The sequence below is a fragment of the Micrococcus sp. iso_26 genome (assembly GCF_056172975.1).
This window is the reverse complement of record NZ_CM149652.1, coordinates 2,204,326-2,230,043: the sequence shown is the minus strand read 5'-3', so window position 1 is coordinate 2,230,043 and position 25,718 is coordinate 2,204,326. Positions and strand designations below refer to the sequence as shown.

The 25,718-nt window shown below is 73.0% G+C and carries 21 protein-coding genes; 6 read left to right on the top strand and 15 right to left on the bottom strand.

Annotation, left to right across the window (positions count from 1 at the left end):
• Positions 1–89: 89 nt before the first annotated feature.
• From AC0VX0_RS10355 to AC0VX0_RS10335, 5 genes are all read right to left on the bottom strand, one after another.
• Positions 90–1,646, bottom strand: coding sequence for a DUF1846 domain-containing protein (locus AC0VX0_RS10355; RefSeq protein WP_041102565.1), 1,557 nt, complete (start codon positions 1,644–1,646; stop codon positions 90–92).
• 67 nt (positions 1,647–1,713) lie between these two features.
• Entirely contained in the window at positions 1,714–2,727 is a 1,014-nt protein-coding gene (locus tag AC0VX0_RS10350) for a trimeric intracellular cation channel family protein (RefSeq protein ID WP_041102567.1), read from the bottom strand.
• 72 nt (positions 2,728–2,799) lie between these two features.
• Positions 2,800–3,699 (bottom strand): trimeric intracellular cation channel family protein, encoded by a 900-nt coding sequence (locus AC0VX0_RS10345; RefSeq protein WP_041102569.1) that lies wholly within the window; start codon positions 3,697–3,699, stop codon positions 2,800–2,802.
• Positions 3,700–3,730: 31 nt separating this feature from the next.
• Positions 3,731–5,170, bottom strand: coding sequence for an adenylosuccinate lyase (purB, locus tag AC0VX0_RS10340; protein ID WP_041102571.1), 1,440 nt, complete (start codon positions 5,168–5,170; stop codon positions 3,731–3,733).
• A 58-nt stretch (positions 5,171–5,228) separates the two neighbouring features.
• Entirely contained in the window at positions 5,229–5,843 is a 615-nt protein-coding gene (locus AC0VX0_RS10335) for a GNAT family N-acetyltransferase (protein ID WP_010080080.1), read from the bottom strand.
• 141 nt (positions 5,844–5,984) lie between these two features.
• Here AC0VX0_RS10335 and AC0VX0_RS10330 point away from each other — a divergent pair, with 141 nt between their 5' ends.
• The gene (locus AC0VX0_RS10330; protein WP_073116975.1) at positions 5,985–7,565 is read left to right on the top strand and encodes an AMP-binding protein; all 1,581 of its coding nucleotides are present in this window, start codon (positions 5,985–5,987) and stop codon (positions 7,563–7,565) included.
• Between the two features lies 1 nt (position 7,566).
• Here AC0VX0_RS10330 and AC0VX0_RS10325 read toward each other — a convergent pair whose 3' ends face one another.
• The gene (locus tag AC0VX0_RS10325; RefSeq protein ID WP_363735075.1) at positions 7,567–11,157 is read right to left on the bottom strand and encodes a TM0106 family RecB-like putative nuclease; all 3,591 of its coding nucleotides are present in this window, start codon (positions 11,155–11,157) and stop codon (positions 7,567–7,569) included.
• Positions 11,158–11,373: 216 nt separating this feature from the next.
• On the opposite strand from AC0VX0_RS10325, the gene AC0VX0_RS10320 reads away from it, so the two are divergent.
• The 3 genes from AC0VX0_RS10320 (at position 11,374) to AC0VX0_RS10310 (ending at position 13,918) form a co-directional block, all read left to right on the top strand.
• A complete protein-coding gene (locus AC0VX0_RS10320; protein ID WP_020624995.1) occupies positions 11,374–11,790 on the top strand; it encodes a PaaI family thioesterase in 417 nt (138 codons plus the stop codon).
• Between the two features lie 71 nt (positions 11,791–11,861).
• A complete protein-coding gene (locus AC0VX0_RS10315) occupies positions 11,862–13,211 on the top strand; it encodes a phenylacetate--CoA ligase family protein (protein WP_475451612.1) in 1,350 nt (449 codons plus the stop codon).
• A 95-nt stretch (positions 13,212–13,306) separates the two neighbouring features.
• Positions 13,307–13,918 carry a TetR/AcrR family transcriptional regulator gene (locus AC0VX0_RS10310; RefSeq protein WP_355504841.1) on the top strand — a complete coding sequence of 204 codons (612 nt, stop codon included), beginning with the start codon at positions 13,307–13,309 and terminating at the stop codon, positions 13,916–13,918.
• A gap of 13 nt (positions 13,919–13,931) precedes the next feature.
• Here AC0VX0_RS10310 and AC0VX0_RS10305 read toward each other — a convergent pair whose 3' ends face one another.
• From AC0VX0_RS10305 to paaZ, 3 genes are all read right to left on the bottom strand, one after another.
• Positions 13,932–14,867 carry a hypothetical protein gene (locus tag AC0VX0_RS10305; protein ID WP_355504843.1) on the bottom strand — a complete coding sequence of 312 codons (936 nt, stop codon included), beginning with the start codon at positions 14,865–14,867 and terminating at the stop codon, positions 13,932–13,934.
• Between the two features lie 115 nt (positions 14,868–14,982).
• Positions 14,983–15,915, bottom strand: coding sequence for a 3-hydroxyacyl-CoA dehydrogenase (locus tag AC0VX0_RS10300; protein ID WP_355504846.1), 933 nt, complete (start codon positions 15,913–15,915; stop codon positions 14,983–14,985).
• Positions 15,916–16,053: 138 nt separating this feature from the next.
• On the bottom strand, positions 16,054–18,174 hold the full coding sequence (gene paaZ, locus AC0VX0_RS10295; RefSeq protein ID WP_355504848.1) for a phenylacetic acid degradation bifunctional protein PaaZ: 2,121 nt from the start codon (positions 18,172–18,174) through the stop codon (positions 16,054–16,056).
• A gap of 277 nt (positions 18,175–18,451) precedes the next feature.
• On the opposite strand from paaZ, the gene AC0VX0_RS10290 reads away from it, so the two are divergent.
• Positions 18,452–19,444, top strand: a complete 993-nt coding sequence (locus AC0VX0_RS10290) for a DUF559 domain-containing protein (protein ID WP_073116981.1) — start codon at positions 18,452–18,454, stop codon at positions 19,442–19,444.
• 183 nt (positions 19,445–19,627) lie between these two features.
• The gene (gene panD / locus AC0VX0_RS10285) at positions 19,628–20,065 is read left to right on the top strand and encodes an aspartate 1-decarboxylase (RefSeq protein ID WP_010080090.1); all 438 of its coding nucleotides are present in this window, start codon (positions 19,628–19,630) and stop codon (positions 20,063–20,065) included.
• Between the two features lie 22 nt (positions 20,066–20,087).
• Here the strand turns inward: panD and AC0VX0_RS10280 are convergent, their stop codons facing one another.
• The 6 genes from AC0VX0_RS10280 to AC0VX0_RS10255 form a co-directional block, all read right to left on the bottom strand.
• On the bottom strand, positions 20,088–20,582 hold the full coding sequence (locus AC0VX0_RS10280; protein ID WP_207477160.1) for an SRPBCC family protein: 495 nt from the start codon (positions 20,580–20,582) through the stop codon (positions 20,088–20,090).
• On the bottom strand, positions 20,582–20,965 hold the full coding sequence (locus AC0VX0_RS10275) for an MmcQ/YjbR family DNA-binding protein (protein WP_355504855.1): 384 nt from the start codon (positions 20,963–20,965) through the stop codon (positions 20,582–20,584). The genes AC0VX0_RS10280 and AC0VX0_RS10275 overlap by 1 nt, the downstream gene beginning before the upstream one ends.
• Positions 20,966–20,998: 33 nt before the next feature.
• The gene (locus tag AC0VX0_RS10270) at positions 20,999–21,886 is read right to left on the bottom strand and encodes a 3-hydroxyacyl-CoA dehydrogenase family protein (protein ID WP_144819554.1); all 888 of its coding nucleotides are present in this window, start codon (positions 21,884–21,886) and stop codon (positions 20,999–21,001) included.
• A gap of 8 nt (positions 21,887–21,894) precedes the next feature.
• Complete coding sequence (locus tag AC0VX0_RS10265) at positions 21,895–22,680, bottom strand: enoyl-CoA hydratase/isomerase family protein (RefSeq protein WP_269295367.1); 786 nt, start codon at positions 22,678–22,680, stop codon at positions 21,895–21,897.
• Between the two features lie 4 nt (positions 22,681–22,684).
• Entirely contained in the window at positions 22,685–23,902 is a 1,218-nt protein-coding gene (locus tag AC0VX0_RS10260) for a thiolase family protein (RefSeq protein WP_355504857.1), read from the bottom strand.
• Between the two features lie 296 nt (positions 23,903–24,198).
• Complete coding sequence (locus AC0VX0_RS10255; RefSeq protein WP_136940120.1) at positions 24,199–25,557, bottom strand: MFS transporter; 1,359 nt, start codon at positions 25,555–25,557, stop codon at positions 24,199–24,201.
• Positions 25,558–25,718: the final 161 nt, after the last annotated feature.

The window sequence follows — 25,718 nt, the reverse complement described above, 5'->3', positions numbered from 1 at the left end:
CGGGCCGTGGCCCGCTCCCACTTCTCGAACGAAAACGCCCAGGGGTCGCCCGTTTCGTCAACGAAAGCGACCGCCCGAACCGCCCCGCCTCACCGCTTCCGGTACAGCCCCTTCTTCTGGAACTTCGGCTCGCTCGTGACGAGCATCCCCAGGGACCGGAAGATGCCCTCGTCCACGGAGCCGAGGATCGTCGTCGTGTGCACGTCGCAGCCCTCGAGGCTCGCCAGCTGCTCGACGGCCGCCTTCGCGTTCTCGTCGGTCGCCGCGGACACGGACAGCGCGATCAGCACCTCGTCCGTGTGCAGCCGCGGGTTCTTGGAGCCCAGGTGCACGGTCTTGAGCGTCTGGATCGGCTCGATCGAGGCGGGGGAGAGCAGGTGCACGTCGTCCTCGATGCCGGCCAGCACCTTGAGGGCGTTGAGCAGCACCGCGGCGGAGCAGCCCAGCAGCTCCGAGGTCTTGCCGGTCACCAGGGTGCCGTCCGCCAGCTGCACGGCCGCGCCGGGCTCACCGGTGCGCTCGGCCACCAACTGCGCGGCACCCACCACCGGGCGGTCCTCCGAGCTCAGGCCCAGCTTGGACATCACCAGGGCCACGCGCTCGGACTCGGTGTCGTCCGCGCCCTCCAGCGCCTCGTTGACTTGAGCCTTGTAGTAGCGCCGGATGATCTCCTGCTTTGCGGCCTCCTGGCACACCTCGTCGTCCACGATCGCCGCGCCGGCCATGTTCACGCCCATGTCCGTGGGGGACTTGTACGGGGTGGTGCCCGTGACCTTCTCCAGCAGCGCGGACAGCAGCGGGAACACCTCGACGTCGCGGTTGTAGCTCGTCACCCGCTCGCCGTACTCGGCCAGGTGGAACGGGTCGATCAGGTTGATGTCGTCCAGGTCCACGGTGGCGGCCTCGTAGGCGGCGTTCACCGGGTGCTCGAGCGGCAGGTTCCAGATGGGGAACGTCTCGAACTTCGCGTAGCCGGCCGGGATGCCCCGCTGCCGATCGTTGTACACCTGGCTCAGGCACGTCGCCAGCTTGCCGGAGCCCGGGCCGGGGGCCGTCACGACGACGAGGTCCCGCGTGGTCTCGGACCACTCGTTGGCACCGAAGCCCTGCTCCGAGACGATCGTGGACATGGCGTGCGGGTAGCCGGGGATCACGCGGTGGCGGGCCACCTTCAGGCCGAGGCGCTCGAGCTTCTCGAGGAACGCCAGTGCACGGTGGTTGGCGTCCTCCAGCTGCGTGACCACCACGTGCTCCACCAGGAACCCGCGCTCCCGGAACACGTCCACGAGGCGCAGGACGTCGTCCTCGTACGTGATGCCCAGGTCCGCGCGGACCTTGTTCCGCCCGAGGTCCTTGGCGTTGAAGCACACCAGGATCTCGGTCTCGTCCTTGATGCGGTCCAGCATCGCGATCTTGTTGTCCGGGGTGAAGCCGGGCAGGACGCGGGAGGCGTGCAGGTCGTCGAAGAGCTTGCCGCCCATCTCCAGGTACAGCTTCCCGCCGATCTGGCGGCGGCGTTCCTGGATGTGCTGGGACTGGAGTTCGATGTACTTCGCGCGGTCGAATCCGACGCGGTGGAGGGGGCCGGAGGCCGCGGCCTCCGTGGTCGTGCTGGCGGGGCGGGCGGTCTCATGCGTGCCGGTCATGGACTCTCAGCATAGACCCGTCCGCGGGGTGCGCGTGCGCGGCCCGGCGTCGGGCTCACCGCATCCCTCAGTCCCTCGGGTCCGCCGGGTCGTCCGCGATCCAGTCGTGCTCGGGGTCGTCGAAGCTGCGCGTGCGCCCGGTGCGCAGGTCGGTGACGTCCATGACGCCGGTGCCGCGGTCCAGGCGCACCTGCTGGTGTGAGGCGGGGTCGACGACGGTGATCGTCTGGGTCTGCGGGTCGTAGTCGTCCACCCGCACCTGGTCCTCGTACTCCTGCCGCGGGCCGTAGGACCCGTGCGTGTCGTCGTCGGGGAAGGCGGGGGCGCCGGGGGAGCGCAGCCGGCGCTCGAGGGTGCGCTCCACCCGGCGGGCGGCCGCCTCCTGCGCCTGCGTGGCCAGGCGCCGCAGACGTTCGAGGGACTCCTTGTCCTGGGAGATCTCCGCGCCGAAGAACCGCCACTGGTAGCGGTAGGCGATCATCCGCACCGCGAAGATCAGGAACGCGATGAGGAAGCCGGTGTACCCGTTGAGCGCGCCGTTCATGGCCACCACGGTCGCCAGCACCGCGCCCAGGAACGTGGGGAGGACGTAGACGCCGCGGGGGTCGAAGATGGACGGGACCTCGTTGGCGACGATGTCCCGCAGCACGCCGCCGCCCAGCGCCGTGACCATCGCGATCACCACCGTGGACACCGGGTGCACGCCCATCGAGTGCGCCAGCAGCACGCCGGACACCGTGAACAGGGCGAGACCGGCGGCGTCGAACAGGGTGATGGTCAGGTTCAGGCGATTCGGGTGGATCACCTTGACGTACACGAGCAGGGACACCAGCAGGGGCGGGGCCAGATAGACCGGGTTCTCCAGGGACGCGGGCAGACCCCGGTCCAGCAGGATGTCCCGTGTGAAGCCGCCGCCCAGGCCCGCCAGCAGGGACAGCGCCATCGAGCCCACCAGGTCGAACTGCTTGCGGGCCGCCAGCAGCGCCCCCGAGGTGGCGAAGAAGAAGATCCCGATCAGGTCCAGGGTCGTGAGCAGCCACGGGACGTCGGTGAGGGTGGCGAAGAACTGCTGCACGTCCACGGCGGCTCCTTCCGTTGGGTCCGGGGATTCACCGGCCATTGTCCCGTGCGGCCCGCGCAGTGGCTCGTTTGTTCACCCGGGTGTCCCCCGAGGTGTGACGTCTTCGTCGGCGCCGGGTGTCTCCTCGTTCGCCGGGGGGCCGTCCTCGCCGGGGGCGGCGGGCGGCCCGTCCCTGCCCTTGCGGTCGCGGATGTCCGGCACGGGCGGCTCGTCATGCGGATCCATGCGCTGGCGCTGGGTCTCCCCCGAGATCTCGGCCCCCGGGGCGAGCCACTCCCTGCGCAGCGACACCACGCGCAGCACGAGCACGAGCACCATCACCGCCGCCGAGGTCAGCGGGTTCAGGACCTCCGCCTGGCCGAGGGCCGCCGTCGTGCCCGCGCCGAGGATGGCCGGCAGCGCGTACCAGCCGCGCCCGCCGAACACGGCGGGCGGTTCCCCGGCGACGACGTCGCGCAGGATGCCGCCGCCGACGGCGGTCACCAGGCCCAGCACTGCGGCGGCGACCGGGCTCAGGCCGGCGAGCAGGGCGATGCGCGTGCCCACCACGCAGTACACGGCCAGGCCGATGGCGTCGAAGGCCATGACGGCGTGGTGGCCGCGCTCGCCGTCGAAGATCCGGAGGAACACCGCTAGCGACGCGACCGCCGGCAGGATCAGGTACCAGGGGTTGTCGAAGGCCGCGGGCACGTCCCGGCCGACCACGAGGTCCCGGACGACGCCGCCGCCCGTGCCCACCATGAGGGCCAGCAGCAGGGAGCCGACGATGTCGTAGCCCTTGCGCACGGCGAGGACGGCACCCGAGATCGCGAAGAAGAACACGCCCACGAGGTCCACGGCGGTGATCGCCGCGGTGACCGCGTCGGCGAGCTCGCCGTGGGCGTCGATCGGCTCGGGCACGTCCCGTTCGAGTTCGGCGGGGTCCTTGGGGGCGGCGGACAGCAGCCACACGGGGAGAAGTGGAAGCAGCACCCGCCCATCGTCCCCCGTCAGGCGGCCCGGGTCAGTCCTGCGCCGGCCCGAACTCCTTGGCCAGCTCCGACGCCACGCCGGTGTACCCGGCCGGGGTCAGCTCCAGCAGGCGCGCCTGAGCGCCCTCGGACAGGCCGAGGCCCTGCACGAACTCGCGCATGCGCGCACCGTCCACGCGGTGGCCGCGGGTCAGCTCCTTGAGGCGCTCGTAGGGGTTGTCCATGCCCTCGACGCCGGCGATCGCCTCGGCGCGCATCACGGTCTGGACGGCCTCGCCGAGCACCTCCCAGTTCGTGTCGAGGTCCTCGGCCAGCACGGGATCGGCCACCTGGAGCTGGCCCATGCCCTTGGTGACGTTGGTCAGGGCGAGCACTGAGTGGCCGAGGGCCACGCCGATGTTGCGCTGCGACGTCGAGTCCGTGAGGTCGCGCTGCCAACGGGACTCCACGAGGGTGGCGCCCAGCGAGTCGAGCAGGGCGCAGGAGAGCTCGAGGTTGGCCTCCGCGTTCTCGAAGCGGATCGGGTTCACCTTGTGCGGCATCGTGGAGGAGCCGGTCGCGCCGGCCACGGGGATCTGCGCGAAGTAGCCGATGGAGATGTAGCTCCATACGTCCACGCAGAAGCCGTGGAGGATCCGGTTGAAGCGCGCGACGTCGGCGTACAGCTCCGCCTGCCAGTCGTGGGACTCGATCTGGGTGGTCAGCGGGTTCCAGGTGAGGCCGAGGTGTTCCACGAAGGACCGGGACAGGGCCGGCCAGTCCGCGTCCGGGGCGGCGGCGAGGTGGGCGGCGTAGGTGCCGGTGGCGCCGTTGATCTTGCCCAGGTACTCCTGGCCGGCGATGCGCCGGGTCTGACGGGTCAGACGGTGCACGAACACGGCCATCTCCTTGCCCAGCGTGGTGGGCGTGGCCGGCTGGCCGTGCGTGCGGGAGAGCATGGGGGTCTCGGCGGCCTCGGCGGCCATCGCGGAGACGGTGGCCACGGCGGCGCGGGCGGCCGGCAGCCAGACCTGCTCGACGGCGTCGCGCACGCCCACCGCGTAGGCCAGGTTGTTGATGTCCTCGGAGGTGCACGCGAAGTGCACGAGCGGCTTCAGCCGACCCAGGCCCAGCCCCTCGAGGCGGTCGGCGATGAAGTACTCGACGGCCTTCACGTCGTGCACCGTGACCTTCTCGGTAGCCGCCAGCTCGGCCACGGACTCCGCGTCGAAGTCCGTGACGATCGCCCGCAGGCCCGCCTGCTGCTCGGCCGTGAGCGGCTCGAGACCCGGCAGCACGCGGTGCTCGGCCAGGTGGATGAACCACTCGACCTCCACGTGGATGCGGTTGCGGTTCAGCGCCGCCTCGGACAGGTGCTCCACGAGCGGCTCCACCGCCGCACGGTAGCGGCCGTCCAGGGGGCCGAGGGCGATGCCGGCCTCGGCGAGGGGACGGCGGTGGGCGGTGGACGCGGGCGCGGGCTGCGAGGTCATGGCCCCCATTCTGGCAGGCGCCGCGGACGCCCGACGAAGGCGAGGGCCGGGTCCGTCCTCAGCCGTCCGTCGACGCCGGCCACCAGTCTCGCCGCAGCACCGCGAGTTGCACCGAGTCCCATCGCCGGCCCTCCCAGGAGCGCGCCTCGGGGATGCGGGCGACCTCGGTGTACCCGACGCGGACCGCCGACGCGATCATCCGCGCGTTGCCGGACCACGTGACCAGGCTCAGCAGGTGCGCGTCCGTCTCCGCGAACGACGCGTCCGACCACAGCGTGAGCGCCGCCCGCCCGACGCCGCGGCCCCACGTGGTCGGGTCGAACAACAGGATGCCGAGCTCCCACCAGCCCGCGCCCGCCGGATGCTGCTCCGTGCGGGTCACGAGACCGACGGGGGTGCCGTCCACCGTGACGACCCGGACGTCAGGGTCGCCGACGCGCCGGCGCGCGTGGTCGGCGTCGAAGTCCGCGCGGCTCGGCGGGGCGGCCGTGTCCGCGGCGTGGAAGTAGGGGGCGTCCCACGACTTCCACTCGGGGTCCTCGGCGCCGTGGATCCAGGTCCACAGGAAGTCGGCGTCGTCGGCGGCCACCGGGCGCAGCGCGACGTCGGTCCGGGGCGGGGCGTCCGCGCGCGTCCCTGAGGGGCGAGGGGTGGCGGGATCGAGATCAGTCATGGCGCCATCCTGCCCTCAGCCGCGACGGGGTGGCGAGTGCAACATGCGGACGCGCCCGGTGGCCCGGGGCGCGGTGGACCTACCGTGGCTGACGTCGCCGTCGCCCGGCGTCGGCATGCCGAGAGGGATGAGGAGACCGAGATGACGGAACGGACCGGGCAGGCCCACGAGGCCGGGACGATCGACCGGCTGATGGCCGGGTGGGTCGCCGACGTCGAGACCCCGGACGCCTGCGCCGCCCACCTGCTCTGCGACCGCTGGCCGGCCGACGCGGTGGCGTTCCGGTTCGTGGCGGAGGACATGTCCGCCGTCGACCTCACCTTCGGCGAGCTGGCCGACCGCTCGCGCCGCCTCGCCACCGGCCTCGCCGCCCGCGGCGTCACGCGCGGCGACCGGGTCCCCGTGATGATGTCCAAACGGGAGGAGCTCGTCATCACGCTGCTGGCCCTGTGGCGGCTCGGCGCTGTGCACGTGCCGCTGTTCACCGCGTTCGCCGCGGGCGCCGCCCGGATGCGCATCGAGGGCGCGGCGGCGCGGCTTGTCGTCGCCGAACCCCGTCAGGCCGAGAAGCTCACGGACATCCCCGGCATCGAGATCATCCGCACCGGCCCGGAGTGGGACGCGCTCGCGGACTCCGCGCCGCTGGGCGAGGACGTCGCCGTCGGCGGGGACGGGCCGATCGCCCTGCTGTTCACCTCCGGCACCACCGGCCGCCCCAAGGGGGTGCCCGTGCCGCTGCGCGCGGCCGCCGCGTTCGCCGTCTACCTCACGTGCGCGGTGGACCTGCGCCCCGAGGACCTGTTCTGGAACGCGGCCGACCACGGCTGGGCGTACGGGCTGTACTACGGGATCGTCGGCACGCTGGTGCTCGGGGCGACCTCGGTGCAGTACCGCGGCGCCTTCTCCCCGGCGACCATGGTCGAGGTGATCCGCTCGCAGGGCATCACGAACCTCGCCGGCGCCCCCACGATGTTCCGCGCGCTGGCCAAGGCCGGGGAGGTCACCGAGGACGCCCCGCTGCGGCTGCGGCGCGTGTCCACGGCGGGGGAGCCGCTGCCGCCGTCCGTGCTCGAGTGGGGCCGGACGGCCCTCGGCACGGAGATCCGCGACCACTACGGCCAGACCGAGCTGGGCATGGTCATCTGCACCCTCGCGCACCCCGAGCTGGCCGCGCCGCCCCGCCCGGGTTCGATGGGTGTGCCCCTGCCGGGGATCGCCGCCGAGATCCGGGACGGGCAGATCGCGATCGACGCGGCCTCGCCCCTGTTCTGGTTCCCCGGCTACCTCGGGGAGCCGGAGAAGACCGCGGAGCGTTTCACCCCGGACGGGCGCTGGTACCTGACCGGGGACACCGCCCGGCAGGACGACGACGGCTGGTTCTTCTTCTCCTCCCGGGACGACGACGTGATCCTCGCCGCCGGGTACCGGATCGGCCCGTTCGACGTGGAGTCCGTGCTCATCGACCACCCGCGGGTGCAGGAGGTCGCCGTCGTCGGCCTGCCGGACCCGGAGGGGGTGCGCGGCGAGGAGGTCGTGGCGTTCGTGGTGCCCGCCGGGGCCGTCGCGGACCCGGACGCCCTGGCGGCCGAGCTGCAGGCCAAGGTCCGCGACGAGTACTCCAAGCACGCCTACCCGCGCCGGGTGCACTTCGTGGACCGGCTGCCCAAGACCCCCTCCGGCAAGCTGCAGCGGTTCCTGCTGCGCCAGGGCGCCGCCGGCTGACTCAACGGTGCACGAGCCGCAGGAACGCGCCGATCATCGGCAGGTCCTCGGGGCTGGTGGGCAGCGCGTCCGCGAGGGCGGGGGAGTGGACGAGGTAGGCGGCCCACTGTCCGCGCGAGATCGACACGTTGAGCCGGTTCCGGTTCAGGAGGAAGTCCAGCCCGCGCGGCACCTCCTGCGGTGAGGACGCCGCCATCGTCAGGATCGCGACGGCGGCCTCCCGGCCCTGGAACTTGTCCACGGTGCCGACGGTGGTGCCCTCGAGACCGGCGGCGTCGAGCGTCTCCCGGACCGTGGCGACCTGCGCGTTGTACGGGGCCACCACGATCACGTCGGACGGCTCGAGCGGTCGGCCGGGATCGTCCGGGCCGGTGGACCAGGTGCGGCCGAGCAGTGACCGGATGATCTCGACGACGGCCGCGGCCTCCTCCGGCGAGGAGACCGCGTTGCCCGTGTGGGAGACCGGCCACGGGTGCAGTCCGGGCTCCACGCCGTCGAGCCGGCGGGCGTCCGTGACCTCCTCCCGCGCGCCGAGCCGGCCGGCGTAGGAGAGCTCGGAGACCGCGCGGGTGAGCGCCGAGTGCATGCGCCACGAGGTGTCCAGGAAGAAGCCGCGCTCGGCGCGGAGCACGGGGGCGCCCTCCGCGATCCAGGTCAGGGCCGCGTCGCCGATGGGCTGGGGGTGCTCGCCCCTGCTGACCTGGGGGAGCTGCTGCGGGTCACCCAGCAGCAGCACCGTCTCGGCCAGGGCGCTCGCGCCCAGGAGGTGCGCGAGGGAGAGCTGCCCTGCCTCGTCCACCACCAGGAGGTCGACCGGCTGGGCCGCGGCGTTCGCGAAGGTCCACGCGGTGCCGCCCAGGACCCGGCCCGGTGCCAGGAAGGCATGGACCTCCGATGAGCCCAGGGACGTCCAGCGGTGCGGTCCGTCCGGGTCCTTGGGCTCCTTGCCCACGCGGTCGGGGTCCACACCGACCCCGATCAGCTGGTCGAGGAAGTTCTCCACCACCGCGTGGGACTGGGCGGTGACGCCGACCGTCCAGCCCCGGTCCAGGAGTTCCTTCACCGCGCGGCTGCCCACGTACGTCTTGCCGGTGCCGGGAGGGCCCTGCACGGCCACGTAGGAGCCGCGTGCGGACTCGACCGCCTCGACCAGGCCCCCGACGCCGTCCCGCCGGCCGTCTCGTACGTCCGCCCCGATCGCGGCGAGGGTCCGGCCCGTGGTGCGCGGGGCACGGCGCGCCAGGATGTCGAACACCGCTCCGTCCGGCAGTCGGCCGCGGCGGGCGGCCTCGGCGGCCTGCTCCCGGATGCGTTCGAGGAGGCCACCGGGCCGGACGTAGTTGAGGTGGAAGACCGCCATGGGCACCTCCGCGTGCGGTTCCGGCTCGTACTTGGTGCTGAGGCGCTGCAGCAGGCTGACTCGGAACCGGCCCGGTGCGATCTCCTCCACCTCGGTCACGTCCACGGGCGATCGGCTCTGCCAGCGGACGGCGTTGGGGGCCAGCTCCGCCCAGCGCGGCGGCTGCTCGTACAGGGCGTTGAGCTTGAACCTCTCCTGGCTGTTCCGACGCGGCCGGACCTCGGTGCCCGGCTCGAGGCGCCCGGTCACGGTCAGCGTCCGGGCGGGGTTGCTCCGCGGGGTGGGCCGTCCCCACGCACCCACCGACTCGACGGTGTCGAACACCAGGTTCGCGCGCGGCTCCTGCCACTCGTCCGGGGCCGACACGGCCCGATCGAACATGGCCCACCACAGCGGCTTGTTCTCCCTCGCGAAGTAGCCCAGGCCCGCGGCCAGCAGGGCGACGCCGCGCCGCCCGCCGTCGAGCTCCGCCTCCGGGGCCCGCGTCCCGCCCGCCTCGTCCCTCTCGCCGCCCGCCAGCGCCTGCAGCGAGGCGGCGAGGGCCGCGTCCTGCTCCTGGAGCGACGGCGCGGCCTCGACCAGCGGCTCGTTCCCGGTCGCGGCGTCGTCGACGGGACGGTCCGCGACGGTGGCCTCCTCGGGCTCGACCTGTGCCAGCAGCCAGTCCCGCAGCCGCGCCGTGGAGACGCAGTCGTACCGGTTGTAGTCCTCGATGTCGGCGCGGATCGCCCGCGCGACCTCGGTGTCTCCGGCCTCCAGCGCGGCGACGTACCGGTGGTACTCGGTGACGCTGTCCGCCGCCGTCGTGACGCCGTCCTCCGCCCGGTGCTCCACCCCCATGTAGAGGGGCTCCAGCTTCTTGATGGAGTAGCTCGGCACACCGGCCCGCAGGGCGGCGCGGACCGTGGAGTAGAGGTCCACGAACAGCCCCGCGCGCAGCCAGTCGTCCAGCTCGCGCTCGCCCACGCCGTGGCGCACGGTCAGGCGCTTCAGCGCGGTGACCTCGTACGCGGCGTAGTGGTAGATCCGCATCCCCGGGTGGGCCGCGCGCCGCGCCTCCACGAACGCCACGAACCGCTCGAGCGCCGCCCGCTCGGCGGCACGGGTGTCCGCCCACAGGCCCGTGAACCGGAAGTCGGCCGAGGCGGTGCGCGCGGTGTCCCCGCCCGGCGCCTCGACCCAGCCCCACAGATACTCGAGGCCCTCCATGCTCCCGTCCGCGGAGACCCACAGCGGGTCCCCCTCGAAGTCGAAGAAGACGTCTCCGGCGTCCGGCACGGGTAGCCCCGCCACGGCGCGCGGGTCCACGATCCGATGCGGCGGCAGCCCGTCCGCCCCGGCCGGCTCCAGCTGGATCGCCGCCTGTTCCCGCAGCGCCTCCCACGTGCGGCGGGCCATGCCCTCCGGCGGTGCGACGGACGCCGCGAGCTGCTCGATGGTCGTGATGCCGGCCTCGCGCAGCCGGGTGCGCTGCAACCGCGTGGCCCCCGCCGTGAGCAGCACGTCCCGGTGCTCGGCGACGGCCTCCTCGCACGCCTCGCATGCGCCGCAGACGCTCAGGCGGTCGTCGCCCCAGCGGGTGGGCTCCCCGGCGGCCACGTGATCCTGCAGCAGCGCCTCCAGCCGGGCTCGCTGGTGCCGGTACACCGGGATCACCTCGTCCAGGTCCGCGACGTGCCGGGAACCGTCCCCGAGCCACAGGCTGCCCTGCCGCGCCCGCGGCACGCCCATGCCGTCCAGCAGGTCTGCGTACGCGGCGATCTGCAGCAGCGCCGTCACCCGTGCATGCCGGGCCAGCTTCGTGTCCACCACCTCGTACGCGCCCTCGGGGTGCTCCTCGTCCGTGCGGAGCACGAGGAAGTCGGCCAGACCGCCGAACGCGCCGTCGTGCAGCATCCCCTGGAACACGACGGCGGGGCGCGCGGCCAACGCCGCCGCGGTGCGCTCGCGGGCGGCCTGCACGCCCTCGGGTGTGTAGCGCTCCGGGCGGGTGAGCCGGACCACCTGGTCTGCGCCGTGCTCCGCCTCGAGTCGCGCGAGCACGCGGGACTCGTGCTCGTCCCCGAGGCGGGAGACCCGCTCGAGGAACGCGTCCGCCACGCCGATCCGCGGGGCGCGCCCGAGCGCGGGGTCCACCGTCCCGCGCAGCCACCCGTAGGTGCACGTGGCGGCGGCGGTGATGTCCGAGGGGCTGAGCATGAAGGAGGCGCGGTCCGGCGCGAAGGTCACCATGCCGTCACCCTAGACAGGAGTCGCGGACGCGATGGGCAGGGCCCGCGCACAGGTCCCCCGGTGTGCCCCGCTCCCACGGCATGACGGCGGGGGCGGCGAGCGTCACACACCGGACCGGACTTGACGTGAGTCACATCCAGGGAGTTACCTAATGATCGTTCAGTAATTCTCTGCGCCGCCGCGCCGGCGCGCCCGTGCCGGCAGGGAGGCCCGCCCATGACCGAGACCGCCCACCACCCCATGCTCGCGGAGGACCGCGTGGCACGGTGGCTCGGCGTCACCCTCGAGGCCGCCGAGAAGGACCACGCGCGCATCCGGATGACGCTCACCGAGGACCAGCACAATGGCTTCGGCCTGGCCCACGGCGGCGCCGTCTTCGCGTTCGCGGACACGTGCTTCGCGCTGACCTGCAACGACCCCGCCTCGGACGGCTCCACCCTCACCGTGGCCTCCGGCGTGGACGTCAACTTCCTCGCGGCCACCCGCGCCGGGCAGACCCTCGTCGCGGAGGGCCGCCTGGTCGCCGCCGCCGGCCGCTCGGCCGTCTACGACATCACCGTCACCACCGACGACGGCACCCCGGTGGCCGCCTTCCGCGGCCGCTCCCGCACCATCCCCGCCCCCGGACGCTGACCGACGGGCGCACCCGCCGATGCGCCGCCGTCGTCGACCGCCGCCCGACCCCGCATCCCCAGGAGAACGCCATGCTTGAGGCCTCGATCCCCAACCCGTACACGCCGGCACCCCTGCCCGCCCCCGCCGACCGCGGGGCCCCGGACCCCGAGGAGACGATGAGCCGGGACCAGATCGAGGCGCTCCAGTTCGAACGCCTCCGCTGGACCCTGCACCACGCCTACGAGAACGTGCCCGCGTACCGGGAGCACTTCGACGCGCACGGCGTCCACCCCTCGGACTTCACGGAGCTCGGGGACCTCGCCAAGTTCCCGTACACGGACAAGGAGTTCCTGCGGAAGAGCTACCCGTTCGGCGCGTTCGCCGCCACGGGCCCCGAGCTGCGTCGCATCCACGCCTCCTCCGGCACCACCGGCCAGCCCACCGTGGTCGGCTACACCGACGACGACCTGGCCACGTGGGCCACCCTCGTCGCCCGCTGCTTCCGCGCCGGCGGCATCCGCCCCGGTGACCGCGTGCACAACGCGTACGGCTACGGCCTGTTCACCGGCGGCCTCGGCGCCCACTACGGTGCCGAGCGCATCGGGGCGGCCGTGATCCCGATGTCCGGCGGGCAGACGGAGAAGCAGGTGCAGCTGATCACCGACTTCCAGCCGCGCGCCATCCTCTCCACACCCACCTACCTGCTGACCATCGCGGACGGCTTCAAGAAGCTCGACCTGGACCCCCGCGAGTCCTCCCTCGAGGTCGCGATCCTCGGCGCCGAGCCGTGGACCGAGGAGATGCGCCGCGAGATCGAGCAGACCTTCGACCTCGACGCCCTGGACATCTACGGCCTCTCCGAGGTCATGGGCCCGGGCGTGGCCGGCGAGTCCGCGGCCACCAAGGACGGCTCCCACATCTGGGAGGACCACTTCCGCCCCGAGATCATCGACCCGCTCACGGACGAGGTCCTCGAGACCGGCCGCCACGGCGAGCTCGTCTTCACCTCGCTCACCAAGCAGGCGCTGCCGATCATCCGGTACCGCACCCACGACCTCACCCGCCTGCTGCCGGGCACCACGCACCCGGGCCACCGCCGCATGGGCCGCATCACCGGCCGCTCGGACGACATGATCATCCTGCGCGGCGTGAACCTGTTCCCGTCGCAGATCGAGGAGCTGGCCCTCAAGGAGCCGGCCCTGTCGCCGCACTTCACCCTCGAGATCACCCGCCCGGACCGTATGGACCAGATGGCCGTGAACATCGAGCGCCGTGATCATGCGTCCCTCGAGGAGGCCCAGGCCTGCGCGGCGCACCTGCGCATGGAGATCAAGACGAAGATCGGCTCCTCGTGCGTGATCAACGTGGTGGAGCCGGAGTCCCTGGCCCGCTCCTCCGGCAAGCTCAAGCGGATCTACGACCTGCGCGACCAGGCCTGATCCCGACCCCGCGGCCGAACCCGACGCCGGCGTGCCCGGTAGAGTGGACCGGTGCGCCGTCGTCGTCGGCGTCCGCCCGCCCCTGAAGGAGCCCCGTGCCCCAGAGCAGCCCCACCCCGCGCCGCGGCCGGCCCGGCTATGACCGGCAGACGCTGCTGGCCGAGTGCGTCGAGCTCTTCAACCGGCACGGCTACGAGGCGACGTCCATGGGCATGCTCGCCACCCACCTGGGCATCTCCAAGTCCGCGATCTACCACCACGTGGAGTCCAAGGAGGCGATCCTCGACCACGCGGTGACGGAGGCGCTCGACGCCCTCGAGGCGTGCCTGGACGATGTGGTGGCCAGCGGGGACGACGCCGGCGCGCAGGTCGAGGCGGCCATCCGCGGCACGCTCGGGGTGCTGGCGGAGAAGCAGCCCGAGGTGACCCTGCTGCTGCGCCTGCGCGGGAACTCGGCGGTCGAGGTGGCCGCCGTCGAGCGCCGGCGTGAGATCACCCGGCGCTTCGGTGACCTGCTCGAGGCCGCCCAGGCCGCGGGTGCGGTGCGATCCGACGTGACCCCGCGCAACCTCGCCCGTCTGGCGCTCGGCATGATCAACTCGATCGTCGACTGGTACCGGCCGGATCGCGGCGTCCCCGGCCAGCAGGGACCGGACCAGATGATCGACGCCGTCACGGGCGTGGTGCTCGGGGGCCTGCGGGGCTGAGGGCCCGCTGTCCTCAGCCCTCGCCGTCGAGCGCGGCGAGCACCTCGGCCACGATCGAGGCTGCACGGTCCTCGGCGTCCGCGGGCACCCCGCCGTCCGCGTCGGCCTGGGCCACGGCCACGGTGCGGGCGCCGTCCTGCACGGCAGTGAGGTGGGAGTAGACGGATCCCCCGGGGGCCGGGAGCGCCGTGTACGCGGTGCCGCCCTCGTGCTCGGTCCGCGTCACGCTCTCCACGTCGAGCCCGGCCAGGTCCACCCCGGTGCAGGCCTGCGCCGCCGCTCGGGCGTCCTCCAGGGCGGCGCGGGCGGCCTCCTCCGTGGGGTACACGGTGACGCGCACGCCGAGCGGAGTGACCTCGGCGTCGGGGGACGCCGTGAAGGAGGGCGCCGGCGTCGTGGTGGGCCCGCCGCCGGTGGTGGCGGCCGTCTCCGGCTGGGCCGTGAGCCCCAGGTCCGCCGCCCCGGCCTCGGCGTCCCGCTCCAGGGCGGAGCGGGTGGCGTCCAGGCAGGCCTGCTGTTCCGCGCTGCGGGTGGGAGCCGGGCTCGCACCGGCGTCGACCGCCTGCTCCAGGCCGGCGGCCCGCTGGCGCAGCTCCGTCTGCCGCTCCAGCGGCGAGGCGGCGCTCAGCCCCACCTCGGACCCCGGCCCCGCGGCCCGCTGCACGGCGGTCTGCACCGCCAGGGTCCGCTGCCCGTCCAGCGCGGGGGGCATCTCGAGGGACAGGCTGCTGGAGGCGGAGGCGCCGGCCGTGCTCTCCGCCGCGCCCGTGCTCTCCGTGGAGCTGCTGGCCGCGGGCGACGTGGGGGCGGACGAGGCCGCCGTCGTCGTGGACGACGCCGACGAGGGGGCGGGGGAGGAGGGCTCCGCGCCGCCGCCGCCCGCGCACCCGGCGAGGGCGAGCGCGCCCACGGCGAGGGCGCCGAGCAGGGGGAGTCGGGAGGTCGTCATGGCCCGACTCTACGTGCGCTGTGACGGATGCCACAAGGAAGCGGCGGGGGCACGCAACGGGGCCGCCCGATGCGTGGTGCGCACCGGACGGCCCCTGATCCGTCAGCGGAGGAGGTCAGCCGAGCGGGGTGTCCTTGTCGCCCAGGTTCCAGTCCTCCACCGGGCCGAGGTTCTCCCCGTCCGGCCCGTAGCGGTAGAACCCCTGGCCGTCGGCCACGCCGCTGTGGCCCTCGGCGATGCTCTTCTCGAGCAGCTCAGCGAAGCCGAGCTGCCAGTCGACGCCCGTGTTGCGGGAGACGTTGGCGGCCACGTGGAAGCCCACGATGTCATAGGTCTGGAACGGGCCGCGCTCGTTGCCGGTGGCCACGCGCCAGGTGCGGTCGATGTCCGCCGGGTTGCCCACTCCGTGCATGTACAGCTTGGAGCCGGCCTGCAGCCACGGGATGAGCAGGGAGTTGAGGAAGTAGCCCGGGATCTCCTTGCGCACGTGCACGGGGACCATGCCGGTCTCCTCGGCGAACTGCAGGGCTCCCGCGACGGCCTCCGGCGAGGTGGCGGCGGTGCCCATGACCTCGGCGGTGTTCTGCGCCCAGATGCGGTTGGCGTAGTGCAGGGCCAGGAAGCGCTCCGGATGGCCGCTGGCGTCGGCGAAGTCCGAGGGCAGCAGGGAGGAGGTGTTCGTGGCGAACAGGGTCGTGGCGGGGGCGAGCTCGCCCACCTGGGCCCACACCTTGCGCTTGAGCTCCAGGTTCTCCGGGACGGCCTCGATCACGATGTCCGCATCCGCCAGGGCCTCGCCGAGGTCCGAGGTCGGCGTGATGCGGGCGATGGCCTCGTCGAAGCGCTGCGCGTCATAGCCCTCCCCGAGGTCCGCTTCGTAGCCCTGGCGGATCCACGCCCATCGGCGCTCGATCCCCTCGAGGGCGGCGGGGACCGCGTCGTAGGCCATCACCTTCTTGCCGTGGTACGCCGCCTGCATGATGATCTGCGAACCCAGCACGCCGGTGCCCAGCACGGCGACCTGCTCGAAACGGGTGAACTCGGACATGTATGTCGACCTTCTTCTCTCGCGGTCCGAATGGGACGCCCAGGTGAACGTCCCGGGCACTCTCCTTGTTCCCGGGGACGACGACGGGCCGCCCGGTGCGCAGCGGGCGTACGGGACGGCCCATCGAAGCAGGGGGGCTCAGCCCTGGGAGGCCTCGGACGGGGCCATCGGCCAGGTCTTGGCCACGAGCGTCAGCACGTCGTACTGGGCGCAGAGCTCGTCCTTCTGGTTGTGGATCCGGCAGTCCCAGGCCACCTCGCCGTACTCGTCGCTCACGCGCGGGGTGATGCGCTTGGCGGTCAGGGTCACGCGGATGGCGTCGTCGTAGGTCACCGGCGTGATGAAGCGCAGGTTCTCCAGGCCGTAGTTGGCCAGCACCGGGCCCGGATCCGGGGCCACGAACAGCCCCGCGGCCCACGAGACCAGCAGGTAGCCGTGGGCGACGCGGCGCGGGAAGAACGGGTTGGCCATGGCGGCCTCCTCGTCCGTGTGGGCGTAGAACCTGTCCCCGGTCTCCTCCGCGAAGGCGGTGATGTCCTCCAGGGTGACGGTGCGCAGGCCGGAGGCGAACTGGTCGCCCACCGTCAGCTCGGCCAGGGACTTGTAGAACGGGTGCACGGCCGTGCCGGCCTCCACGTCCTCGCGGGTCACCGTGTGGGCCGCGGCGCCCTGATGCCACACGCCGGTGATGGCCGTGAGCATGTCCGGGGAGCCCTGGATCGCCGTGCGCTGCATGTAGTGCTTCACGGCGCGGACCCCGCCGAGCTCCTCGCCGCCGCCGGCGCGGCCGGGGCCGCCGTGGACCAGCACCGGCACGGGGGCGCCATGGCCCGTGGTGGTCGTGGCGGTCTGGCGGTTCAGGACGTGCACGCGGCCGTGGTGGGCGCCGATCCCGGCGGTGAACGCCCGGGCGGTCTCACCGTCGTTCGTGGCGACCGTGGCCACGAGCGACCCCGACCCCAGGGCGGCCAGGGCCACGGCGTCGGCCACGTCCGTGTAGCCGATCACCGAGGTGACCGGACCGAACGCCTCGACGCTGTGCACCTCGGGGGTGCGCGCGTCCTCGAAGGTGAGCACCGTGGGGGCGAAGAACGCGCCGGACTCGGCGTCGGCGTCGCCGGTCGAGCCCTCGGGGCCGCCGAGGCGGACCTGACCGCCGGCGTCGACCAGGCGCTGCACCGCGCCGCGGACCTCGCCCTGCTGCTCCTTCGAGGCCAGGGCGCCCATGGTGGTGCCCTCGACGCGCGGGTCGCCCAGGACGACCTTCGCGGCCAGGCGCTCGGTGAGGGCGGCGGTCACGGCCTCGACCCGGTCCTGCGGGACGATCACCCGGCGGATGGCCGTGCACTTCTGGCCGGCCTTGACCGTCATCTCCTGGAAGACGACCTTCACGAACGCCTCGAACTCGGGGGACTCCGGGTCCGCGTCCGGGCCGAGGATGGCGGCGTTGAGGGAGTCGGTCTCCGCGGTGAAGCGGACGCCGCCCTCCTGCACGTTCGGGTGCTTCTTCAGCGTGGCCGCGGTGGCGGCGGAGCCGGTGAACGCGACGTGGTCGCGGTAGTCCAGGTGGTCCAGCAGGTCGCGGGCGGAGCCGGAGATCAGCTGGATCGAGCCCTCGGGCAGCACGCCGGACTCGAGCATCAGCTCGACGCACTTCTGCGTGACGTAGCCGGTGGGGGTGGCCGGCTTGACCACGGTGGGCACGCCCGCGACGAAGGCCGGGGCGAACTTCTCCAGCATGCCCCACACGGGGAAGTTGAAGGCGTTGATCTGCACGGCCACGCCCGGGATGCGCTGGTAGATGTGCTCACCGATGAAGGAGCCGTCGCGGGAGAGGGGCTCCACGTCGCCGTCGATGATCACGGTGGAGTTCGGCAGCTCGCGGCGGCCCTTGCCGGAGAACGTGAAGAGGGTGCCGATGCCGCCGTCGACGTCGAAGGCGTGGTCCTTCTGCGTGGCACCGGTGGCGAAGGAGACGTCGTAGAGCTCCTGGACGCGGGAGTTCAGGTAGAGCGCGAGCTCCTTGAGCTTGAGGGCGCGCTCGTGGATGGTCAGCTCGCCGAGGGACTTCTGGCCCACGGTGCGGGCGTGCTCGATGGCGGCGGCCGTGTCGAGGCCGTCGGTGGAGACGCCGGTCAGGCGCGCGCCGGTGTTCGCGTCCGTCACGTCGGTGACCTTGGACGGGTGCGACGGCGTCCACCAGCTGCCGGCGACGTAGCTGGGGAGGATCTCCGGGAGGGAGGGGGCGGTGACGGTCACGGGGTCTCCTGGTGTCGGGGGCGCGGACGAGTCCCGACCGATCGGTCGGTTATTGGTCCTCACCCTAGCCGAGACGTGGATCACGCGGGAGGGGGAGCCGGGCGGGTGACGTCGTCGTCGTGGAGAAGGCTTCGCCGGCCGAGCCGTGGCGCTCAGGCCCGCAGACGCGCCGCTACCGCCAGGACGTAGCGGCGTGTCTGCGGGCCTCGGCGGGGCGTCGTCCACAGATCCCGGCGGACGACGACGGCGGCCCGCCCGGATCGGGCACGCTCGGCGCATGCCCCGCTCGCCCGCGCCCCTGCCCCCGATGCGCTGCGGACTGGACGGCCGCCTCCGCGCTCCGACCGTGTTCTCGACCCCGGCCGCGCGCGAGGCGGGGGTGAGCGCGGCCCGGCTGCGGCGCGGGGACGTGGTCTCCCTCGGCTGGGGGCTCTGGGGCCGGCGCGGCGTCGAACCGGACCCCATGGACCATCTGCGGGCGCTGCAGGATCTGCACCCCGAGGGCGTGTTCAGCCACGTCACGGCCGCCCGGGTGCTCGGCCTGTGGCTGACCGGGCCGCTCGCCGCCGACCGGTCCGTGCACATCGCGACCCCGCGCGGCCACGGCACCGCGTCGAGCCGGGCCGGGATCCGCTCACACCGCCTCCGCGCCGACGCACCGGTGCGGATCGTGGACGGGGTGCGCGTGACCGCGCCGGGGTGGACCTTCGTGGACCTCGCCGCGCACGCCGGGCCGCTCGACCATCTCGTCGCGCTGGGGGACAGCATGGTTCGGACCGCCCCGACGGAGGCCCGCCGCCGTCGGCTGCCTCCCGGGGTGACGGACGTGGCCGAGCTGCGCGCCGCCGTCGAGGAACGCGGACGGGTGCGCGGGATCCGCGCGGCCCGGGAGGCGCTGGAGCTCGTCCGCCCCGGGGCCGACTCGCCGCAGGAGAGCCGACTGCGGGCGCGGCTCGTCCTGGACGGCGTCCCCGAGCCCGCAGTGAACCCGTGCATCCGCCTCGCCACGGGACAGCGGCTCCGCGTGGATCTGGTGTGGGCGGAGGCCAAGGTGGCGGTCGAGTACGACGGCGATCAGCACCGCACGGATCGCCGGCAGTGGCGTGAGGACCGCGAGCGGGACGCGGCCCTGCGCGCGGAGGGGTGGGAGGTGATCCGGGTGACCGCCGACGTGTTCCGGCCAGGGCACTGGGAGCTGTTCGTGCGGCAGCTGCGGGGCCTGGTGGCTGCGCGGACCCCGCCGGGCCGAGTGCCGCCGTCGTGGATCTGACCCGCCCAGGCCTGCAGACACGCCGCTACCGCCAGGGCGTAGCGGCGTGTCTGCGGGCCTCGACGAGAGGGGCGGGAGCCTCGGGCCGGCGTCGGCCCCTGCCCCTCGTCTCCGGACCGGCGTAGAATCGAGCACCGGTCCTCTCGGACCCGACCCACCCCCTCATCCGGAGAGTTCTGCCGCATGCTGCGCACCATGTTCCACGCCAAGATCCACCGGGCCACCGTGACCCAGGCGGACCTGCACTACGTGGGCTCCGTGACCGTGGACCAGGACCTGCTGGACGCCGCGGACATCCTCCCCGGCGAGCTCGTGTCCATCGTGGACGTCACCAACGGCGCGCGACTGGAGACCTACACCATCGCGGGCGAGCGGGGCTCCGGCGTGCTCGGCATCAACGGCGCCGCCGCCCACCTGGTGCATCCGGGGGACATCGTCATCCTCATCGCCTACGGGCAGATGGACGACGACGAGGCCCGCCACTTCCAGCCCAAGGTCGTCCACGTGGACGCGGACAACAGGATCGTGGAGCTCGGCATCGACCCCGCCGACGGCCTCCTCGACGGCCTCTCCCGCCCGCCGCTGTCCCGCGAGTGGAACGAGGCGCAGGCCGAGCTCTGAGCCGGCCTGGGGCGCCGGGCCGTCATGGACGAGCCCTTCGAGCGGGATCAGCGGTCGGCACGGCCTTCGCCCCGAGCGCTCGACGCGCGGAGCGCATCGCGGCCGCGTGGCTGAGGCCCATCGCGGTGCGGGCGCCCGGCACGTGGGCCACGGCGCGCATCCACGGCGAGGTGAGCACCACCTCCTGCTCCCACGCCACGATGCAGCGCGGCGCGTGTCCGGCCGGGGCACCGTCGTCGTGGACGGTGACCCGCACGGTGCCCGTCAGGCCCCCGCTCAGGCGGGCGACCAGTAGGCCGCGGGCGCGGTCGTCGATGAGACGCTCCATCGTCAGACGCACCGGCACGAACCCGCGCAGCCGGACGGCGGCGCGGTCGGGGCCCAGGCGACGGACGCGCGGGACGGCCGGCCACCAGCGTGGGTAGCCGGCCGGGTCGGCGAGCAGGGCCAGCACGGACCGGGCGTCCGCGGGGACGGCCCAGCGGTGGGTGAAGCGGAAGGGGCGGTCGGCCGACATCAGGCCCGGCCGAAGGTCTCGGGGTCCACGGGGCGCCGGGTGCGCGGGAGCTTCGCGACGACCAGCAGGTACGACTCCGTGACGAGGTCCCGGACGAGCTGCTCGTCGAGGTCCGGGTGCGCGGCCAGGCTGAGCCAGTGCCGCTTGTCCATGTGATAGCCGGGCGTGATCGCCGCGGGCAGGGCCGCGCGCAGCTGGGCGCCGTCCTCCGGGCGGGCCTTGACGTTCACGAGGCGGCGCCCGTCGTGGTCGATGAACACCGCGAACAGCTTCCCCTGCACCTTCATGACCTCGGTGTCCGGGCCGAAGGGGCGCGACGCGGCGCTGCCCGGCAGCTCGAGGGCGCGGTCGCGGGCGACGCGCAGCAGCGTGGGCTCGTCCATGCCCGTCACGTTAGCCGCGCCGGCCCCGGGGGCTCAGCGGTAGTCGAAGAAGCCCTTGCCGGACTTCCGGCCGAGCTCGCCGCGGGCCACCATGTCCCGCATGAGCTGCGGCGGGGCGAAGCGCTCACCCAGCTGGGACTCGAGGTACTCCGCGATGCCCAGGCGCACGTCCAGGCCCACGATGTCGGTCAGGGCCAGCGGGCCGACCGGGAACTTGTAGCCCAGCACCATGGCGGCGTCGATGTCCTCGGGGGAGGCCACGCCCTCCTCGACCATGCGGATGGCCTCGAGCGCGATCGCCACGCCCAGGCGCGACGAGGCGAAGCCCGGGGCGTCCTTGACGACGACGGGGGTCTTGCCGAGCCCGCGGACCCACTCGGTGGACAGGGCCTGGAGCTCCGCACCGGTCTGCTCGCCGATCACGACCTCCACGAGCTTCGAGGCGGGCACCGGGTTGAAGTAGTGCAGGCCGCAGAAGCGCTCGGGGCGCTGCAGATGCGTGGCGATCTCGTCGATGGACAGGGAGGAGGTGTTGCTGGCCAGCCAGGCGTCCTCGCGCAGGTGGGCCTCGACGTCGGTGAGCGCCTCGATCTTCACCTGCATGTTCTCGAACACGGCCTCGACCACCAGGTCGCAGCGGGCGAAGTCGGCGCGGTCCACGGAGACGGTCAGGCGCTGCGCCCACACGTCCAGGTCGCCGTCGATCTTGCCGCGCTCGAGGGAGGCGGCCAGGTCGGCCTCGATGCGCTCCCTGGCGGCCCCGGCCGACTGCGGGTCGCGCTCGACGACGACCACCTCGGACGAGCCGGAGACGAGGAACGCGTGGGCGATGCCGCCGCCCATCCGGCCACCGCCGAGGACGCCGACGACGGCGGGCACGGAGGACGGAGCGGTGTCAGGGGTGCGCTGCTGATCGGTCATGTCAGTCCTCACTTCTTCTTGCGGTCCAGGAACGCCTGCATGCGCTCGAACTTGGCCTCGGACTCGAACAGGATGGCCTGCGCGATCTCGTCCACGTGGGGGTGCGCCTCGCGAGGGAGGTGGAAGACGCGCTTGGACAGCCGCACCGCCAGCGGGTCCTGCTGAGCGATGCGGTCGGCGAGGGCGTCGGCGGCGTCCAGGAGGGCGTCCGGCTCGTGCAGCTCGGTGACGAGCTTGAGCTCGAGGGCCTCCTGCGCGTCCAGGATCCGCCCGGCGAGCAGCAGCTCGAGGGCCACCGGCTCACCCACCAGCTCCTTGAGCCGCCACTGGGCGCCCGCAGCGGCCGTGATCCCCAGACTCGTCTCGGGCTGGCCCATCTTCAGCGCCGGGGTGGCGATGCGGAAGTCGGCCGCGTAGGCCAGTTCCGCGCCGCCGCCGAGGGCGAAGCCGTCGATCGCCGCGATCACGGGCATGGGCAGCCGGTGGATGCGGTCGAAGACCTGGGAGTTCACGCCGCGCAGGGCGTCGTCGCGGCGGCGCTCGCGCAGCTGTCCGATGTCCGCGCCGGAGGCGAAGATGCCGGAGAACCTCCCCGGCTCGCGCGTCGACTCCACCTGTGTGCCCGAGATGATCAGGATCTTCGGCTCGCGTTCGAGGTGGGCGCAGAGTTCGTGGAACTCGTCGACCATGGTCTGGTCGATCGCGTTGCGCACGCCCGGGCGGTCCATGCGCGCGTGGACGCGGTCCTCACGCTCCTCGACGCGCAGTGCCGTGAAGTGGCTGAAGCCGGTCATCTGCTCAGACCCTCTCGACGAGCATCGCGGAGCCCTGGCCCACGCCCACGCACATCGTGGCCAGGCCCCTGTCCGCGCCCTCACGCTCCATCCGACCGAGCAGCGTGACCACGAGACGCGACCCCGAGGAGCCCAGCGGATGGCCCAGGGCGATCGCGCCGCCGTCGGCGTTGACGGTCTCCGGGTCCAGGCCGAGGCGCCGCATCGAGGCCAGGGACTGGGTGGCGAAGGCCTCGTTGAGCTCGACGGCGCCCAGATCCGCCACGGACCAGCCGGAGCGCTCGAGGGCCTTCTCGGTGGCCGGGACGGGGCCCAGACCCATGATCTCGGGGGCCAGGCCCGCCGAGGTGGACTCGACGACGCGGGCCCGCGGGGTCAGGCCGTACTTCTGCGCGGCCCGCTCGGAGACGACGAGGATCGACGAGGCGCCGTCGTTGAGGGAGGAGGAGTTGCCGGCGGTGACCACGCCGTCCTTCTTGATGATCGGGCGCAGGCCGGCGAGCACCTCGGGGGTGGAGCCGGGACGGGGGCCCTCGTCCGTGTCCACGGTCGTCTCGGCGCCCTTGCGGCCGGTGACGACGACGGGCACGATCTCGTCCGCGAAGCGGCCGGCCTCGATGGCGGCCAGCGCACGCGCATGCGAGCGAGCGGCGAAGGCGTCGGCGTCCTCGCGGGTGATGCCGTCCACCTCGCCGACCTCCTCGGCGGTCTCCGGCATGGAGAAGGTGAACTTCTCCCCGAACTCGCCGTCCGCGAAGCGGGGGTTCACGAAGCGCCAGCCGATCGCGGTGTCGAAGGCCGCGCCGGGCTTGGCGAACGCCGTCGTCGGCTTCTCCATCACCCAGGGGGCGCGGGACATCGACTCCACGCCGCCGGCCACGACGACGTCGGCCATCCCGGAGCGCACCATCGCGGTGGCGATGCCGATCGCGGACATGCCGGATGCGCAGAGACGGTTCACGGTGATGCCGGGGACGGTGTCCGGGAAGCCGGCCAGCAGCCAGGCCATGCGGGCGACGTTGCGGTTCTCCTCGCCGGCGCCGTTGGCGTTGCCGAGGATGACCTCGTCCACGACCGACGGGTCGATGCCGGCGTCCTCGATCACGGCCTTGATGGTCAGGGCGGCGAGGTCGTCGGGGCGGACGGAGGAGAGGGCGCCGCCGTACTTGCCGACGGGCGTGCGGCGACCGCCGACGAGCAGGGCCTGGGACTGTGCGGACATGGAGACTCCTTGAGTGACCGACGACGGGGCGGGGCGGGCGCGGCGAATTACCGACCGTGCGTTCAGGTTCAGTATCCCGGGCCGGTGTGACGGGGGTCAACTGCGGGGGCGGGTGTGACGGGGTGGGGACGAGCCCGCGCGGAGGCCCGCAGACGCGCCGTTTCGTCCCCGACGTGGCGGCGTGTCTGCGGGCCTCGGCGCCGGTCCGGTCGCGCACGACGACGGCGCGCCCTTCCGGAGGAGGACGCGCCGTCGTCGTGGGGTGGGGACGGGCGAAGCCCGTCAGGCGGGCCGGATCAGGCCGGGACCACCGGGTGGGAGCGGGTGGCGACGACCTGCTCGTCGTGCAGCTCGCGGTCCTGGATGCCCTTGGGGACGAACAGGACGGCGATGAGCGAGATCGCGGAGATCACGATGATGTACCAGGCCACGTTCTCCCAGCCGGTCTTCACGAGCTGGTCGGCGAGCAGCGGGGCGAAGGCGCCGCCGATGATGGTGCCGAGCGCGTAGCCGATGGAGACGCCGGAGAAGCGGACGCGGGCCGGGAACATCTCGGCGTACATCGCCGACTGCGGGCCGTAGGACGGACCCAGGCCCAGGGTCAGGACGAACAGGCCCAGCGAGAACAGCGGCAGAGACGCGGTGTTGAGCAGCCCGAACAGCGGGAAGGCCCAGACGATCAGGAAGCCGTAGCCGAGGACGAAGGTCAGCTTGCGGCCGATCTTGTCCGAGATCCAGCCGCCGAGCAGGGTGAAGATGAACCAGCCGACGCCGCCGATGAGGCTCGCGATGAGCACCTCGGAGGAGGTCATGCCCAGACCCTTCGGACCGCCGTACTTCGAGAACCACGCGATGAGCAGGTAGCCGACGCCATTGTTCGCGGCGAAGATCACGGCGGCGAGGATGACCTCCTTGGTGTGGTGCCGGAAGAGCTCGCCCAGCGGGGCGGACTCGTCCACCTTGAGCTGCTGCATTTCCTTGAAGACCGGGGACTCCTCCACGGCCTTGCGGATCAGGTAGCCGACGACGATCAGCACCACGGAGATCAGGAACGGGATGCGCCAGCCCCAGGTGAGGAACTGCTCCTCGGACATGGTGGAACGCACGATGAACAGCACGCCGGTGGCCAGGATCATGCCCAGCGGCACGCCGATCTGCGGGGCGGAGCCGAACAGGCCGCGCTTGCCGTGGGGGGCGTGCTCCACGGACAGCAGCGCCGCGCCGCCCCACTCACCGCCCGCGGACAGGCCCTGCAGCAGGCGGAGGGCGACGAGCAGGATCGGAGCCCACACGCCGATCTGGGCGTAGGTGGGCAGCAGGCCGATGAGGGTGGTGGCCAGGCCCATGCCGATCAGCGTGAGGGACAGGACGAGCTTGCGGCCGAAGCGGTCGCCGAGGTGGCCGGCGATGATCGCGCCGAGCGGGCGGACGAGGAAGGAGATGCCGAGGGTGACCCAGGCGGCGATCTGGGAGCCGCTCTCACCCATCGGCTGGAAGAAGAGGGCGGCGAAGACGAGCGCGGTGGCCTGGGCGAAGATGAAGAAGTCGTACCACTCGATGGTGGTGCCGACGACGGTGCCGGCGATGACCTTGCGCTCCTCGCGGCGATCGCGCGCGGGGGCGGGCGCCGCGGGGGATGCGACGGTGTGGCTCATGGATGCTCCTGGGATGCGGGGCGGCGGCCGCCCGTGAGGCGGCGGCAGGACGGTGTGGTTCCCGACCGATCGGTCGGGAAGTGACACCCGTCACCGTATACGATCCCCTGTGACTCACGCCACGATCCGGGCTGATGACGGGAATGTGACGCGGCCGGGCC

Excerpts from the sequence above, each read along its gene's own strand:
- AC0VX0_RS10300 (WP_355504846.1), bottom strand. The coding sequence starts at position 15,915 with ATGTCCGAGTTCACCCGTTTCGAGCAGGTCGCCGTGCTGGGCACCGGC.
- AC0VX0_RS10305 (WP_355504843.1), bottom strand. The coding sequence starts at position 14,867 with ATGACGACCTCCCGACTCCCCCTGCTCGGCGCCCTCGCCGTGGGCGCG.
- AC0VX0_RS10275 (WP_355504855.1), bottom strand. The coding sequence starts at position 20,965 with ATGGACGAGCCCACGCTGCTGCGCGTCGCCCGCGACCGCGCCCTCGAG.
- purB (WP_041102571.1), bottom strand. The coding sequence starts at position 5,170 with ATGACCTCGCAGCCCGCGCCCGCGTCCACCGCCCACCGCCGTCCCCTC.
- AC0VX0_RS10315 (WP_475451612.1), top strand. The coding sequence starts at position 11,862 with ATGCTTGAGGCCTCGATCCCCAACCCGTACACGCCGGCACCCCTGCCC.
- AC0VX0_RS10265 (WP_269295367.1), bottom strand. The coding sequence starts at position 22,680 with ATGACCGGCTTCAGCCACTTCACGGCACTGCGCGTCGAGGAGCGTGAG.
- AC0VX0_RS10325 (WP_363735075.1), bottom strand. The coding sequence starts at position 11,157 with ATGGTGACCTTCGCGCCGGACCGCGCCTCCTTCATGCTCAGCCCCTCG.
- AC0VX0_RS10280 (WP_207477160.1), bottom strand. The coding sequence starts at position 20,582 with ATGTCGGCCGACCGCCCCTTCCGCTTCACCCACCGCTGGGCCGTCCCC.
- AC0VX0_RS10255 (WP_136940120.1), bottom strand. The coding sequence starts at position 25,557 with ATGAGCCACACCGTCGCATCCCCCGCGGCGCCCGCCCCCGCGCGCGAT.
- AC0VX0_RS10290 (WP_073116981.1), top strand. The coding sequence starts at position 18,452 with ATGCCCCGCTCGCCCGCGCCCCTGCCCCCGATGCGCTGCGGACTGGAC.
- AC0VX0_RS10330 (WP_073116975.1), top strand. The coding sequence starts at position 5,985 with ATGACGGAACGGACCGGGCAGGCCCACGAGGCCGGGACGATCGACCGG.
- AC0VX0_RS10270 (WP_144819554.1), bottom strand. The coding sequence starts at position 21,886 with ATGACCGATCAGCAGCGCACCCCTGACACCGCTCCGTCCTCCGTGCCC.
- panD (WP_010080090.1), top strand. The coding sequence starts at position 19,628 with ATGCTGCGCACCATGTTCCACGCCAAGATCCACCGGGCCACCGTGACC.
- AC0VX0_RS10260 (WP_355504857.1), bottom strand. The coding sequence starts at position 23,902 with ATGTCCGCACAGTCCCAGGCCCTGCTCGTCGGCGGTCGCCGCACGCCC.
- AC0VX0_RS10335 (WP_010080080.1), bottom strand. The coding sequence starts at position 5,843 with ATGACTGATCTCGATCCCGCCACCCCTCGCCCCTCAGGGACGCGCGCG.
- AC0VX0_RS10355 (WP_041102565.1), bottom strand. The coding sequence starts at position 1,646 with ATGACCGGCACGCATGAGACCGCCCGCCCCGCCAGCACGACCACGGAG.
- AC0VX0_RS10320 (WP_020624995.1), top strand. The coding sequence starts at position 11,374 with ATGACCGAGACCGCCCACCACCCCATGCTCGCGGAGGACCGCGTGGCA.